Below are 14,044 nucleotides of genomic sequence, written 5' to 3'. Positions count from 1 at the left end.
CGAACCCCTTGAACAGTACGGCGAACGGAGAAGATGTGGTGCTGGCGCTGCGCGCGTACGAGGCGGCGGCCGAGGAGCGGCTGCCGCAACCGGTGTGGGACTTCTTCGCGGGAGGCAGCGGCACCGAGTCGATGCTGACGGCGGGGCGGGTGGCCCTGGACCGGATCCGGCTGCGGCCGCGCTGTCTCGTCGACGTCTCCCACTGCGACCCCCGCACCGAGCTGCTCGGCGCGGACCTCGCCGCCCCCCTGGGTATCGCCCCCATGGCGTACCACCAACTTGCCCACCCGGAGGGTGAGGTGGCAACGGCGCGGGCCGCTGGCGAGGCCGGCGCCCTGTTCACGGTCAGCATGTTCGCGAGCCGGACGCTGAAGGACATTGCCGCCGCGGCCACCGGCCCGCTGTGGCTGCAGCTGTACTGGCTCAGGCGCCGCGAGCTCCTGGTGGACCTGATCCGCCGGGCCGAGGCCGCCGGTTTCCGTGCGCTGGTCCTCACCGTCGACGCGCCCAGGGTGGCGTTCCGCCCTCGGGACGCCACCAACGGGTTCGCAGTGCCCCCGGGCATCCGGGCGGTCAACGTGGCGCACGACGTGATGGCCGCCTCGCACGGCAGCCGTGATGGGGAGTCGGCCATCGCCCGGCACTCCAAGGAGCAGTTCGACGCCTCGATCACCTGGGAGGACCTCGCCTGGCTGCGGGAAGTGACCTCCCTGCCCCTGGTACTGAAGGGCATCCTCACCGGTGAGGATGCCGAACTTGCCGTCAAGCACGGCGTCTCGGGGCTCGTCGTCTCCAACCACGGCGGCCGCCAGCTGGACTTCTCCCGCAGCGCCCCCGACGCCCTCGCCGAGATCGTGGACGCCGTCGCCGGGCAGTGCGCGGTCGTCCTCGACGGCGGAGTCCGGCACGGCGCCGACATCGCCAAGGCCCTGTGCCTGGGCGCGGACGCCGTGATGGTCGGACGCCCGGCCCTGTGGGGGCTCGCCCACTCCGGCGCGGAGGGCGTCGCGGACGTCCTGCGGCTGCTCATGGGCGAGTTCGAGGAGGTCATGGCCCTGATGGGGGCACCCACCGTGGCCGGCTTCGAGCGGTCCGGGGTGGTCCTTCCCGGGTGCGCCCACCTCTCCGCCTGACACCGCGCGTCCACCCGGACACCCGAAGGCTCCCTCGGCCCGCACCGCGTGGTACGCGGTGCGGGCCGAGGGAGCCTTGTCGTAGGGACGTTGGGAGTACGGCGTCAACCGGTCTGCCCGGTCGGCCGCATGGTGATGTGGTTGATGTCCACGCCCGCGGGCTGGTTGACGGCGAAGACGATCGTGTCCGCGATCTGCTCAGCGGTCATCGCCGGCGCCGCCTCGGGGGTGCCGCCGCGCCTGTCCCAGAACGGGGTGTCCACCACCCCGGGGGCGACGACGGTCACGCCGACCCCGTCCTTGCCGACCAGCAGCCGGGTGTTCTCCGCCAGCGCGTGCGCGGCCCACTTGGTGACCGAGTACAGGTTGCCGGGCGTGTTGCGCACCCCGGCGACCGAACCGGTGATCACGATCCGGCCCTTGGACTCCCTGAGGTGCGGCAGGGTCTCCCGCACCAGCAGGGCCGGGCCCAGGACGTTGGTGAGGACCATGGCGCGCATGTCCTCGGGAGCGTGGCTCTCCAGGTTGCCGGGCAGCGAGAAACCGGCGTTGGCGATGACGTTGTCCAACCGGCCCCACGCGTCCACCACGTGGCGCACGGCGGAGGCGACGTCATGCTCGTCGCTGGTGTCGCCGGTGATCGTCAGCAGCCGCTCGCCCACTCTGGCCAAAGCGGCGAAGGCGGCCAGCTTGTCCGCGTCACGTCCGGTGACGGCCACGCGGTGGCCCTGATCGAGCAGGGCGCGGGCAGTGGCGGCGCCGATTCCGGTCGAGCCACCGGTGATCAGCGTGACGGGTTCCATGGGACGGCCTCCTCGGCAATGTGGTCATCGGGGGACCGCCATGGTCCCGGACGTCGATGAACGCGAGGTGGCGCGTGAGCTCGACCGACTCCGGGCTGCCGCTGGTTCCCCGAAACCCCTGCACTATACCCAGAGATCCTCCCACCGAGCCGGTACGCCATCGCTGACCGGCCACGATGCCGTACGAAGTGGCCGAATCCGCGCTGCCGGCTGTCGTGTTGGCCCTGCGCGCCGCGCAGGGCCCGGGCCGCGCTCACGCTCTCTCGTCGAAGTCCAGGCTGCCCTGGCCGAGCCGCGCGGTGTACGTGACGAGGATGCCGTGCCCGGCCGCCGGGTCGCCGTGGACGATATCAGCGTCGGTGCGGCGGCGCCGCCGTCGAACTCGACGCACGCCCGCTCGCCCCCACTGCGGTGCCGATCGTCGAGTCCGTCCGCCACGACCGGCCCCTCGCGGGTAATCCGTGCCGCTCCAGCACGGTCGGTCCACCGGCTGCAGCGCCTGGCAGGTTGGAGACACGGCCGCCCGAACGTGTTCTGGCCGTACGGGCGCACGCCGCGCCGCAGCCATCGAGGCGGTCTTCACGCAGCCTCGGCCCGGACAGCGCTGAGGCCGGACCGTGGCTCGCAGTAGCCCTCGCTCGGGCGCGAAGTCCTACCAGATGCCGCCACCCCCTTCCGAACCAGCGTTTCGCCTGGCCAGGAAGGGTGGCAGCGGTCATTGTCGATCAAATGTCCCGGAAGAGACCAGGCGGCCCTGTGACCTGCTGCGTCCCAACGAACTCACCACCAGATCACTGGCCCACACCCCACCCCCCTCCGGGGGGCTGCTCGGCTACCGCCTCCTGGTGTCCCGCGGCGTGGACGACGAAGACCACGACCGCGCGGACGAAGGAACCGTCCCGCCGTTCCGGGAGGCCGTGCGATGACTGCCGGCTCCCAGCCGACGGCCCGAGCCCTGCCCATCGCCGAACCGTTCCGGATACGCCGGGCGGCGCTCCGGCTGATCCGACTGGACGGTCGCGCTTTCGCCGCCGCGATCGGCCTCAACGCGCTGGCCGCCGCTGCCGGACTCCTCGGCCCGTGGCTGCTCGGCCGCATCATCGACGAGGTCAGGGCCGGCGGCGGGGTGGCCACAGTGGACCGTCTTGCGCTCACCATCCTCGTCTTCGCACTGGCACAGCTCGTCCTCCTCGGCACGGTCCGCGACAACCTGCAGATCGCTTCGGCTTGCGCCACCGATGCCGAGCTGCGCACGGCACTCGTTGCCGTCGGCGCCGAGTGGGCCAACGAGCTGCCGGACGGCCTGGACACCGATCTGGGCCACGGGGGGCATCGGCCGGATGGCGCCCAGGCACAGCAGCTTGCCTTGGCGCGCGTGGTGTTGGCCGACCCGCACATGCTGATACTCGACGAGGCCATCGCACTCCTGGACCCGAGGACCGCCCGGCGCACGGAGCGGGCGCTGGCCGCTGTCCTCGCAGGCCGGACCGTCGTCGCCATCGCACACCGCCTGCAGACGGCCCACGACGCCGCCCGAGTCGCCGTGATGGACGACGGCCGACTCACCGAACTCGGCACCCACGACAATCTCGTAGCAGCCGACGGCGCCTACGCCACGCTCTGGCGCTCATGGCACGGCGAGCGGCCGCCTTCCTCCTGAGCCGGCTTCCCCTCGCCGCCCGGACAGAACCCCTGCCCTCGTGTCCGGCCCACCAGACCTCCTTGCCGGAGAGGGTCTCGGTGGCTCCGGGGACGACGGTGAGGTCGTGTCCGGCGAGGGCACCGAGCCGGTGTGCGAGGCGGGCCCGGAGCAGGGCGTCGCCGTAGGCGGTGGTGATGCCGTCGACCAGGCTGTGGTGGCGCAGGCTACTGACGAGTGCCGTCGTGGCGGGCGGCAGAACGGTCAGGGAGATCGTCCTGGCCCACCGCCTGGTGCCCCGCGAGTCGGCCAGAGCGCTCCGGGGCCGGACTCGGACGGTCGAAATCCAAGGGTGGGAGTGCGGCGGCCGAAATCCGGTGGCCGAAGTGCGGCGGTCAGATGAAATTCAGCGCGGCCGCCCCGCTCACTCCCCCGAGCACCATGAAGGCCGGCATCAGCACCTTCAGCTCCACCCAGCTGCCGGCCCGGAACCGCATGCCCTTCGGCGGCCCGATCGGGTACCAGCGCTTGCGGCCCAGCGGTATGGGCCACAGGATCGGGCAGCCGGAGACGGTCAGCGCATCGCCGATGTCATGGACGAGGGCTCCGAGCACGATCGGGAGTCCGAGCCACAGATACTCCTGGCCGGGGGCGCTGAACAGCCAGTCCGAGCCGTTCCCCGGCTTGTCCAGGACGCCCGCCAGTATCCAGGCGCTGGTCGCGCCGAGCAGCCACACCAGGACGTCGCTGGACACCCGGGCGGCCCGCCACAGCAGTCCTTCGACGGCGAGCACCAGGTGGACGAAGAGGATCCCCAGGACCGCCCACCGACCGCCGGTGATCGCCGCGGCGGAGGCCCCGGCGCCGATCAGGACCGCCCACAGCCAGGTGTGCGTCAGGGTCCGGTGGCCGCCGTTCCTGCGCGGGTCGCCGGAGCCCCGGGTCGCCTTGTAGACGGCGTGCGAGAGCTTGTCGACGATCTCGCAGAGTCCCCGGGAGACCGGCCCGAAGGCGCGCGAGATGGTCGCGGACTTGTGGTCGAGGTCCGGGGCGAGTGCGGCTCCGGCGGTGATCAGCGCACCGACGACGAGAACGGGCCACGGCATCGCGTGGCCGGCGGCGGCCGCCGCCGCGCCCACCCCCAGCCAGGCCGCCGCCCCTGACAGAGAGTGTGCCGGTCCCATCATTGTTCTTCCCGCCCCCAAAGTTGTCCTGCTGCCATTGCCGCCCCAGGCACGGCCGAGTTGAGTGGGCAGCGTATCGTCCGTGATCTTCATACGGTCGTCCGGTTCCCTCATCCGGGCGGAAGGCAGGCAAGATGGGGGCGTGACCCTTATCGATCAGCTGCCCCCGACCGACGACCCCGACGCCCTCTTCGAGGCTTTCTCGTCATGGACCGAGACGCAGGGCATCACCCTCTATCCCGCTCAGGAGGAGGCACTGATCGAGGTGGTCTCCGGCGCGAATGTGATCCTTTCCACCCCGACCGGCTCCGGAAAGAGCCTGGTCGCGGCGGCTGCGCACTTCACCGCCCTGGCCCAGGACAAGGTCACCTTCTACACCGCACCGATCAAGGCGCTGGTCTCGGAGAAGTTCTTCGATCTGTGCAAGTTGTTCGGTACGGAGAACGTCGGCATGCTCACCGGCGACGCCTCCGTCAACGCGGACGCCCCGGTGATCTGCTGCACCGCCGAGGTGCTGGCCTCCATCGCGCTGCGCGACGGGAAGTACGCCGACATCGGCCAGGTCGTGATGGACGAGTTCCACTTCTACGCCGAGCCGGATCGCGGCTGGGCCTGGCAGATCCCGCTCCTGGAACTGCCGCAGGCCCAGTTCGTCCTGATGTCGGCCACGCTCGGTGACGTCAAGATGTTCGAGCAGGACCTGACCCGCCGCACCGGCCGCCCCACTTCCGTGGTGCGCTCCGCGACCCGGCCGGTCCCGCTCAGTTACGAGTACCGGCTGACCCCGATCACCGAGACCCTCACCGAACTCCTGGAGACCAGGCAGTCGCCGGTCTACATCGTGCACTTCACCCAGGCCGCGGCCGTCGAGCGGGCACAGTCGCTGATGAGCATCAATATGTGCACCAAGGAGGAGAAGGAGAAGATCGCCGATCTCATCGGCAACTTCCGCTTCACCACCAAGTTCGGCCAGAACCTCTCCCGCTATGTGCGCCACGGCATCGGCGTGCACCACGCGGGCATGCTGCCGAAGTACCGGCGCCTGGTGGAGAAGCTCGCCCAGGCCGGTCTGCTGAAGGTGATCTGCGGTACCGACACCCTCGGCGTCGGCGTCAACGTACCCATTCGCACAGTGCTGTTCACGGCACTCACCAAGTACGACGGCACCCGCGTCCGTACGCTGCGCGCACGTGAGTTCCACCAGATCGCGGGCCGCGCGGGCCGGGCCGGATTCGATACGGCGGGCTTCGTCGTGGCGCAGGCGCCCGAGCATGTCATCGAGAACGAGAAGGCCGTCAAGAAGGCGGGCGACGACCCGAAGAAGAAGCGCAAGGTGGTCCGCAAGAAGGCCCCCGAGGGCTTTGTCGCCTGGTCGGAGACCACCTTCGACAAGCTGATCCAGTCCGATCCGGAGCCGCTGACCTCCCGCTTCCGGGTCACGCACACGATGCTGCTGTCCGTGATCGCGCGACCCGGCAATGCCTTCGAGGCGATGCGGCATCTGCTGGAGGACAACCACGAGCCGCGCAGGGCGCAGCTGCGTCACATCCGCCGGGCCATCGCGATCTACCGCTCGCTGCTGGACGGCGGTGTCGTGGAGCAGCTCGACAAGCCGGACACGGAGGGCCGGATCGTTCGGCTCACCGTCGATCTCCAGCAGGACTTCGCGCTCAACCAGCCGCTGTCCACCTTCGCGTTGGCCGCGTTCGACCTCCTGGACCCCGACTCCCCCTCGTACGCGCTGGACATGGTCTCCGTCGTCGAGTCGACGCTCGACGACCCGCGGCAGATCCTCGCCGCCCAGCAGAACAAGGCGCGCGGCGAAGCGGTCGGGCAGATGAAGGCGGACGGAGTCGAGTACGAGGAGCGCATGGAGTTGCTCCAGGACGTCACGTACCCGAAGCCGCTGAGCGAGCTGCTGTGGCATGCCTACGACGTGTACCGCAAGAGCCACCCGTGGGTGGGCGACCACCCGGTGTCGCCGAAGTCCGTGATCCGTGACATGTACGAACGCGCCATGACGTTCACGGAGTTCACCTCCAACTACGAGCTGGCCCGTACCGAGGGCATCGTGCTGCGCTATCTCGCGAGCGCGTACAAGGCTCTTGAGCACACCATCCCGGACGACATCAAGTCCGAGGACCTGGAGGACCTGATCGCCTGGCTCGGCGAGATGGTCCGTCAGGTGGACTCCAGCCTCCTCGACGAGTGGGAGCAGCTCGCCAACCCGGAGGTGGAGACCGCCGAGGAGGCGCAGGAGCGGGCCGACGAGGTGAAGCCGGTCACGGCCAATGCCCGCGCCTTCCGGGTGCTGGTGCGCAACGCGATGTTCCGCCGGGTCGAACTGGCCGCGCTGGACAAGGTCGGCGAGCTCGGCGAGCTGGACGGCGACGCGGGCTGGGACGAGGACGCGTGGGGCGATGCGATGGACGCCTACTGGGACGAGTACGAGGATCTGGGCACCGGTCCGGACGCCCGCGGGCCGAAGCTGCTGAAGATCGACGAGGACGCCGCGCACGGCCTGTGGCGGGTCCGGCAGACCTTCGCCGACCCGAACGGCGACCACGACTGGGGCATCAGCGCCGAGATCGATCTGGCGGCCTCCGACGAAGAGGGCCGGGCGGTCGTCCGCGTCACCTCCGTCGGTCAGCTGTGAGCACGTACACCAGGGCGGCGGCGCCGCTGCGAGAGTGGAGACGAACCGCATGACGAGCCCCGCCGAGCGCCTGGTCGACCTCCTCGACCTGGAGCGGATCGAGGTCAATATCTTCCGTGGGCGCAGCCCCCAGGAGTCCCTGCAGCGGGTCTTCGGCGGGCAGGTCGCCGGGCAGGCGCTGGTGGCGGCGGGCCGTACCACCGACGGGGAGCGGCCGGTCCATTCGCTGCACGCCTACTTCCTGCGTCCGGGGCGTCCGGGTGTGCCGATCGTCTACGACGTCGAGCGCATCCGGGACGGCCGGTCGTTCACCACCCGCCGGGTCACGGCCGTCCAGCAGGGCCGGACGATCTTCAATCTGACGGCGTCCTTCCACCGGCCGGAGGAGCCGGGCTTCGAGCACCAGCTGCCGCCCGCCCGCGAGGTCCCGGATCCCGAGGAGCTGCCGACCGTCGCCGACGAGGTGCGTGAGCACCTCGGGGTGCTTCCGGAGGCGCTGGAGCGGATGGCCCGCCGGCAGCCCTTCGACATCCGGTACGTGGACCGGCTGCGCTGGACACAGGAGGAGGCCAAGGGCGCGGACCCGCGCAGCGCGGTCTGGATGCGTGCGGTCGGCCCGCTGGGGGACGACCCGCTGGTGCACACCTGTGCGCTGACGTACGCCAGTGACATGACGCTGCTCGACGCGGTCCGCATCCCGGTGGAGCCGCTCTGGGGTCCGCGCGGTTTCGACATGGCGTCGCTGGACCACGCGATGTGGTTCCACCGGCCGTTCCGGGCGGACGAGTGGTTCCTCTACGACCAGGAGTCACCGATCGCGACGGGCGGACGCGGGCTGGCGCGCGGCCGGATCTACGACCGCGGGGGCAATCTGCTGGTGTCCGTGGTGCAGGAGGGGCTGTTCCGCCCGTATGGCGCAGGTCACATGGACTCCGCGGCGCCTCGCCCCTGAACCCTGACGGCTGCCGCACATGGGATCGGTGGGCATGCCTGGCATCGTTCCACCGGGCAGGGTCTCCGTATTCGTCCGCGAACCGCCTGCTTGAAGTCCATCGCATCCACTGAACCGGGGTGTCGCGACGACCACTGGAACTCAAGACCGACCGGCGGACCGCTCCGCGTTCCGGTTCCGGCAGGTGCCGGTCAGCCGGCGTCCTCCAGGCGCCACAGGTGGATCGACGTCCGGTCCTCGGCGACCGTGTACCAGGTGCCCTCGCCCGCGCCACGGACAGGACCGGTGACGGGAAAGGGGTAGGTGATCTCGCCGAGCAGCGTCATGTCGCCCGCCGTGACGAGCCAGTGGCGGGGCGCGCCCTGACCGGCGTCGCTCTCCGAGGTCCCCGCCACGACGGTGTCCTCGTCGGCGAAGGCCCCGTCGAAGTCCCAGTACACGCGGCCCCCGCCGGTGCCGTACGGGGGCACCGTGCCCTCGGCGTCCAGGTCCCGCAGGATCGCACCGTCGCGCGTCGCGTGCAGATACAGCGCCGACTGCGTGACGTCGGTGGCCAGCAGATGCAGGCCGGACGGGCTCACCGCCTGCAGAATCGTCTCGTCGTCGATCTTCCGGACCGACAGGGCCCGCCCGTCCCAGCGCCCCCACAGCGAGGGCGATCCCTCCTCGCCCTCGCCGATGCTCAGCCCCATCTGCGCCGGGTCGGGGTGCGGCGTGTGGAACGAGCCGGAGGCCACGGTACCGGTGGCGGCGCGCCCGAGGACGCGGCCGTCCGCGGCATCGATGACGAGCCACAGCTCGTCGTCGTCGGCCTCCTCACCGTCGTCGGCGAGCGGGCCGCGGACGTGCGCCCGGACGAGCTTGCCGTCGGCGGAGACCGCGGCCGATCCGCTGTCGGGGTACGCGTGCTCGTCGTCGGCGGCGTACTCGTCGAACGACGCGTGGATCAGCCGACATTCACCGCCCCAGCACCCGTGCCGCACCTCCCAGCGCGTCGCGCCCGTCACATCCACGCAGCGCACCGCGTGCACCCCGGCGAACACGGCCGTGCCGCCGTCCGGGGAGACGGTGGCCGTCCCGAAGCGGCGCGGCCACGGCGCGGGGAAACGTACCGCATCGGCCGCATCGTCCCCATCGGGGTCGAACGCCACGAGTTCGGTGTCAACACGCTGAACGAGCGGCCTGCGACCGGCCTGTTGCAGCAGTTCGGGAGCGTCCGCGGAGTCCGGATCGAGCGGTGCGGGGACGGTGGCGACGAGGTGGGCGACAAGCACGGAGTCCTCCGGCAAGCGAGAGGCGACCTGGATGCGCTCACCGTACGGGGAGGGGGCATGCGCCGTTGGTCCTGCGGTAGCCCTGGGCGGGGAGCCGCGCCGGCTCAGATACCGGGGAGCGGGTCCTGCTCGACCTCGTGGCGGCGGGTGCGGATGTCCGGGGGCGCGGGGTGCAGTTTGGCGTCGCAGGCGGGGCCGAGGCCGGTGCGGCGTGACTGCGTACCGGTGAGCGGGCGGCCGCACATGCGGCAGCGCACCACCCGTCGGCGGGTGGCGCGGTCGGCGGAGCCGTCGCCGGGCAGGGGCTCGATGCCGGATTCGGGGAAGGGTTCAAAGGATTCGGCTGACTCCACGAATCGATCTTCTCAGGACGCCCGTCCGCCCTGCGACTTCCCAACGGCACACGACGGAGCAGACGGCCGCGCCGGTGGCGCGTGCGGACAGGTCAGGAGGCGAGGATCCGGGCCTTCTGGGCCGCGAACTCGCTGTCGCTCAGCAGTCCTTGGCTCTTGAGGTCGCCGAGCTCCTTGAGCTGGGCGATCTTGTTGCTCATCTCGTCCTCCGGCGCGAGAGGCGGAGGTTCCGCGGGGGCGGACCGCGTCTGCGCCTGTGCGGCGTCCTGCCGCGCCCAGCGGCCCGCCTGTCGCCGGGAGACCCGGTTGGAAACCGAGGTGGCGGTGCCGGCGATCACCGCTGTACGGGCGACGCCGCGAAGAAGGCCTGGCATGGTGCATCTCCTTTGAATGGCTCTGCGGGCGGCCGGTCCGGCAGGACCGTGTATGGCTCAGATCCGGGACTCGGCCGCGTCGAGCGAGGCCAGGACCTCCTGGATCGGGATACGCCCGTTGGCGACGAGCCGGCCTCCGGAGCGGCGCAGCGCGGCCGCGAGCGGTCCCGCCCACACGTTCTCGTAGATGAGGATTCCGGCAGCGCTGCCGGGTTCGAGGACCGTGCTCGCCTCGTCGATGTCGTCCTGGCCGAGCAGGCCCGAGGACGCCCCTTCGAACACGGCGAGGTCATCGCCGCCGTCCCCGGCCGCCTCGGAGAGTTCCACGCCCTCGACCGTTCCGTCCTGGTTCTTCCTGACGAAGATCAGATCCAGGATCCGGATGATGCCCCGGTCGACCAGGTCGACGAGCAGGGGCAGTCCTTCTCCCGTCATCCGGCTTCCCGCCGGGAACTCGATCACCAGGTAGTCGATCGGTCCCGTCTCGTCGCTCTCGCCGCTCACGCCAGCTCCTCAGAATCTTCGACTGCCCCGGTTCCACCGGAGACCACGGCCTCGGCCATTGCAACAGCGGGTGGACCGCAGCGCATCTCGGCCATGGACGTGGAAGAGCCTGGGCCCCGTTGGGCCATTGGACGGACAGCGGGTCCCTCCCATGGCCGAGTGGTGCGAGCCGCACCCCTCCCGTCCCCCGCCGCCACGGATGGTTGTCGCGGAGCTGGCCCGGCGGTACGAGGCCGGGGCCCGGGTGGTGGAGCCGTCCCGGCCGGGCACGAACACCCACATCCCGACTGCGCATCCGGGAGACGTCGCCGTCCTGCTGCGTCCCCCGTCCCGGCAGCTGTCGGCCTGATGACCGTCGCTGTCAGCGGCGCGCCCGGTCCTGCGCCTCGTCACCTTTCTCTTCAGTCTCCTGGTCCGCGGTTTCGGCCTGGAGTCGGCCGCGTTCGACGCGGGGGTGCGGCCCGTCTCCAACCTGATCAACACCCCCAACTTCTTCTCGGTCGCCGTGGCGGCGCCGGCAGGCATCGTCGGCATCGTGTCCCTCACCGAGGCCAGAACGAGCGCCCTGCTCGGTGTGTTCATCTCGGTCACGACCATCCCGGCCGGCATGCGGGCGTTGGGCGAGGTCTGCGGCACCACACTGGCCCGCGCCCATGCGCGATCCGGCGACCGGATCGCGATCGCCGCCTACCTGGGGCGCGGCCATGCGTTCGACCGTGCGCTGACCTACTTCGCAGAGAAGTACGCAGACCAGAACGAGCGGGACCACCGGGCGCTCGTCGACGCGATACGCGCAGGCCGGTTTCCCTCGGCCGGGAACCCTGAGGCATCCGGCGGCATGACGTGTACTCACATCGGGGAGCCGCCTTGGCCGTTGTGACCCCCTGGGCGGCGGCCCGCCCCCGGCGCTGGTCCAAGCGAATGGCCGTACGGAAATCACCGCCCGCACACAGCGAAGGCATCGCGGCCACGTGACCGCATTGTGCTAACTCCTTGTGGACGCTTGCGAAGCAGCGTGTTCCAGATGGGTTCCGACGCTGAGGAGACAACGATCATGCCGGCCACCACCACGGCGCCGCCGGACCCCTTCACACTGATCCGCACCCGCGCTTACGCCATGCTCCTCGTGGTGGCGGCGCTTCTCGGAATCCCGATCTCGGCGGTGGCGTTCGGGTTCCTCGCCCTCGTCCACGAACTCCAGTCGCTCACCTACGACGACCTGCCCAGGGCGCTGGGCTTCACCGGCACGCCCTCCTGGTGGCCGGTGCCGCTGCTCGCCGTGGCCGGCCTGCTGGTCGGACTGACCGTCCGCCACCTTCCCGGGAAGGGCGGCCACCGGCCCGCCGACGGTCTCATGAACACGGGGGCGCCCTCGGCGGTGGAGCTGCCCGGCATCGCATTCGCGGCGCTCGCCTCGCTGGGTATCGGGGCCGTGCTCGGTCCCGAGGCGCCGCTCATCGCGCTCGGCGGCGGTCTGGCCGTGTACGCGGTGCGTCTGGTCAAACCCGGCATCAGCCCCAAGACGAGTGCCGTGGTGGGAGCCGCGGGGAGCTTCGCCGCCATCAGCGCACTGCTGGGGTCTCCGCTCCTGGGCGCCTTTCTCCTGATGGAGGCCTCGGGGCTGGCCGGAATGTTGCTCGGGATGGTCCTGGTGCCGGGACTGCTCGCCGCCGGCATCGGGGCGCTCATCTTCACCGGTCTCGGCTCATGGACCGGCCTGGGGACGTACTCCCTGGCGCTCCACCATGTGCCCCACGCCGAGGAGCCCGACATCGCACAGTTCGGCTGGGCAGTCGTGCTGGGCCTCGCGGCATCCATCGTCGGCACGGGCATTCAGCGGCTCGCCCTGTTCCTTCAGGCTCGGGTCGAGCGGCGGACGGTGGTGGCCACTGTGATCATGGGCCTGGTCGTCGGTCTGGTGGCGTTCGTGTACGCGCAGGGCACGGGAAGGGACGCATCCGAGGTGCTGTTCTCCGGGGAGAGCGCGCTCGACCCGCTGCTCTCCCGGAGCGCGGGCTACTCGGTTGCCGCACTCCTGGCGCTCGCCCTGTGCAAGGCGCTGGCGTACTGCGCGTCCTTGAGCAGCTTCCGGGGAGGCCCCGTCTTTCCGGCGATGTTCGTAGGGGCGGCGGGCGGGCTCGCGCTGTCCCATCTCCCCGGGCTGAATCCGACGTCGGGCTTCGCGATGGGCATCGGTGCCATGTGCGTGGCGATGCTGAAGCTGCCGATGACCTCGGTGCTGCTGGCCACCTTGCTGCTGGGGTCCGAGGGCCTCACCGTCATGCCGCTGGTGATCGTCTCGGTCGTGGTCTCCTATGTCGTCACGCTCGGGCTCGCTCCGTCATCGGCCACCCTGCCTCCGGCACCCGACGCTCCGACGGGTGCCGGCTCCCGACCGGATCGAGGATGACGGGCAGGCCGTGGCCTCAGGCCGCTGCCGCCTCCTGCGGACCCGCGCAGAGCGTCGGCTCCGCGCAGGGAGCATCGGATCGACCGGCGAGAGCGTCCACGTCCTTGTAGGCAACGCCCCCTCGGCCGAATCCGGGCGATCGGGCTCGTGCCGATCAACTCGAGGGCGTGACAATGGCTGTGGAAGTGACCCTCACAAGGAGAACCTCATGACGCTGCACGACATCCCCCTGCGCACGCTCACCGGCGAGCCCACCTCTCTGGCCGATTACCGGGGCCGGGCGGTCCTGTTGGTGAACGTCGCGTCGAAGTGCGGACTCACCCCGCAGTACGCGGGCCTGGAACGACTCCAGAACGAGTACGCGGACCGCGGCTTCACCGTGCTCGGCGTGCCGTGCAACCAGTTCGCCGGCCAGGAGCCGGGGAACGCGGAGGAGATCCAGACCTTCTGCTCGACGACGTACGGTGTCAGCTTCCCGCTGCTGGAGAAGACCGACGTGAACGGAGAAGGGCGCCACCCGCTCTATGCCGAGCTGACCGGACTCGCGGACGAGGACGGCGAGGCCGGTGACGTCCAGTGGAACTTCGAGAAGTTCCTCATCTCGCCTGCGGGCGAGCCGGTCGCGCGCCTGCGCCCGCGCACGGAGCCGGAGGCCCCGGAGCTCATCGCAGCCATCGAGTCCCAGCTGCCCGCCTGACCGGTTCCGTCCTCAATACCGGAGGGCCGCTTTGCGCTCAATCGCCGGACGGGCTGGAATCTCGG

13 protein-coding genes and 3 pseudogenes are annotated in these 14,044 nt (G+C 70.7%); 9 read left to right on the top strand and 7 right to left on the bottom strand.

The window, feature by feature from the left end:
• Positions 1-8 precede the first annotated feature (8 nt).
• On the top strand, positions 9-1,133 hold the full coding sequence (locus OG953_RS36955; protein ID WP_405689783.1) for an alpha-hydroxy acid oxidase: 1,125 nt from the start codon (positions 9-11) through the stop codon (positions 1,131-1,133).
• A gap of 104 nt (positions 1,134-1,237) precedes the next feature.
• Here OG953_RS36955 and OG953_RS36950 read toward each other — a convergent pair whose 3' ends face one another.
• Together OG953_RS36950 and OG953_RS36945 are read right to left on the bottom strand one after the other, a co-directional pair.
• Entirely contained in the window at positions 1,238-1,936 is a 699-nt protein-coding gene (locus OG953_RS36950) for an SDR family oxidoreductase (protein ID WP_405689780.1), read from the bottom strand.
• 253 nt (positions 1,937-2,189) lie between these two features.
• A complete protein-coding gene (locus tag OG953_RS36945; RefSeq protein WP_405689778.1) occupies positions 2,190-2,327 on the bottom strand; it encodes a hypothetical protein in 138 nt (45 codons plus the stop codon).
• A gap of 792 nt (positions 2,328-3,119) precedes the next feature.
• Here OG953_RS36945 and OG953_RS36940 point away from each other — a divergent pair.
• A pseudogene (locus OG953_RS36940) lies at positions 3,120-3,596 on the top strand (ABC transporter ATP-binding protein); the annotation flags it as partial.
• 374 nt (positions 3,597-3,970) lie between these two features.
• Here the strand turns inward: OG953_RS36940 and OG953_RS36935 are convergent.
• On the bottom strand, positions 3,971-4,762 hold the full coding sequence (locus OG953_RS36935; protein WP_405692270.1) for a metal-dependent hydrolase: 792 nt from the start codon (positions 4,760-4,762) through the stop codon (positions 3,971-3,973).
• 139 nt (positions 4,763-4,901) lie between these two features.
• On the opposite strand from OG953_RS36935, the gene OG953_RS36930 reads away from it, so the two are divergent.
• Positions 4,902-7,415 carry a DEAD/DEAH box helicase gene (locus OG953_RS36930; protein WP_405689776.1) on the top strand — a complete coding sequence of 838 codons (2,514 nt, stop codon included), beginning with the start codon at positions 4,902-4,904 and terminating at the stop codon, positions 7,413-7,415.
• Between the two features lie 49 nt (positions 7,416-7,464).
• Positions 7,465-8,367, top strand: coding sequence for an acyl-CoA thioesterase (locus OG953_RS36925; protein WP_405689775.1), 903 nt, complete (start codon positions 7,465-7,467; stop codon positions 8,365-8,367).
• Between the two features lie 191 nt (positions 8,368-8,558).
• Here OG953_RS36925 and OG953_RS36920 read toward each other — a convergent pair whose 3' ends face one another.
• From OG953_RS36920 to OG953_RS36905, 4 genes are all read right to left on the bottom strand, one after another.
• Entirely contained in the window at positions 8,559-9,641 is a 1,083-nt protein-coding gene (locus OG953_RS36920; protein ID WP_405689773.1) for a hypothetical protein, read from the bottom strand.
• Positions 9,642-9,745: 104 nt separating this feature from the next.
• Positions 9,746-9,994 (bottom strand): DUF6011 domain-containing protein, encoded by a 249-nt coding sequence (locus OG953_RS36915; protein WP_405689771.1) that lies wholly within the window; start codon positions 9,992-9,994, stop codon positions 9,746-9,748.
• A 92-nt stretch (positions 9,995-10,086) separates the two neighbouring features.
• Positions 10,087-10,368, bottom strand: a complete 282-nt coding sequence (locus OG953_RS36910) for an SHOCT domain-containing protein (RefSeq protein ID WP_405689769.1) — start codon at positions 10,366-10,368, stop codon at positions 10,087-10,089.
• A gap of 57 nt (positions 10,369-10,425) precedes the next feature.
• Positions 10,426-10,872, bottom strand: coding sequence for a DUF6325 family protein (locus OG953_RS36905; protein WP_405689767.1), 447 nt, complete (start codon positions 10,870-10,872; stop codon positions 10,426-10,428).
• Between the two features lie 199 nt (positions 10,873-11,071).
• On the opposite strand from OG953_RS36905, the gene OG953_RS36900 reads away from it, so the two are divergent.
• The 5 genes and pseudogenes from OG953_RS36900 (at position 11,072) to OG953_RS36880 (ending at position 13,979) form a co-directional block, all read left to right on the top strand.
• Positions 11,072-11,221 (top strand): hypothetical protein, encoded by a 150-nt coding sequence (locus OG953_RS36900; protein WP_405689765.1) that lies wholly within the window; start codon positions 11,072-11,074, stop codon positions 11,219-11,221.
• Between the two features lie 36 nt (positions 11,222-11,257).
• Positions 11,258-11,476, top strand: a pseudogene (locus tag OG953_RS36895) (DUF389 domain-containing protein); the annotation flags it as partial.
• Positions 11,471-11,752: pseudogene (locus tag OG953_RS36890) on the top strand (DUF2252 family protein); the annotation flags it as partial. The pseudogenes OG953_RS36895 and OG953_RS36890, both read left to right, overlap by 6 nt.
• A 174-nt stretch (positions 11,753-11,926) precedes the next feature.
• Positions 11,927-13,282, top strand: coding sequence for a chloride channel protein (locus tag OG953_RS36885; protein WP_405689763.1), 1,356 nt, complete (start codon positions 11,927-11,929; stop codon positions 13,280-13,282).
• Between the two features lie 208 nt (positions 13,283-13,490).
• A complete protein-coding gene (locus tag OG953_RS36880) occupies positions 13,491-13,979 on the top strand; it encodes a glutathione peroxidase (protein WP_389604848.1) in 489 nt (162 codons plus the stop codon).
• Positions 13,980-14,044: the final 65 nt, after the last annotated feature.

It is taken from the genome of Streptomyces sp. NBC_00057 (assembly GCF_045041165.1).
Lineage (GTDB): Bacteria > Actinomycetota > Actinomycetes > Streptomycetales > Streptomycetaceae > Streptomyces.
This window is presented reverse-complemented; position numbering and strand designations above follow the sequence as displayed.

Excerpts from the sequence above, each read along its gene's own strand:
- OG953_RS36950 (WP_405689780.1), bottom strand. The coding sequence starts at position 1,936 with ATGGAACCCGTCACGCTGATCACCGGTGGCTCGACCGGAATCGGCGCC.
- OG953_RS36880 (WP_389604848.1), top strand. The coding sequence starts at position 13,491 with ATGACGCTGCACGACATCCCCCTGCGCACGCTCACCGGCGAGCCCACC.
- OG953_RS36925 (WP_405689775.1), top strand. The coding sequence starts at position 7,465 with ATGACGAGCCCCGCCGAGCGCCTGGTCGACCTCCTCGACCTGGAGCGG.
- OG953_RS36885 (WP_405689763.1), top strand. The coding sequence starts at position 11,927 with ATGCCGGCCACCACCACGGCGCCGCCGGACCCCTTCACACTGATCCGC.
- OG953_RS36935 (WP_405692270.1), bottom strand. The coding sequence starts at position 4,762 with ATGATGGGACCGGCACACTCTCTGTCAGGGGCGGCGGCCTGGCTGGGG.
- OG953_RS36900 (WP_405689765.1), top strand. The coding sequence starts at position 11,072 with ATGGTTGTCGCGGAGCTGGCCCGGCGGTACGAGGCCGGGGCCCGGGTG.
- OG953_RS36910 (WP_405689769.1), bottom strand. The coding sequence starts at position 10,368 with ATGCCAGGCCTTCTTCGCGGCGTCGCCCGTACAGCGGTGATCGCCGGC.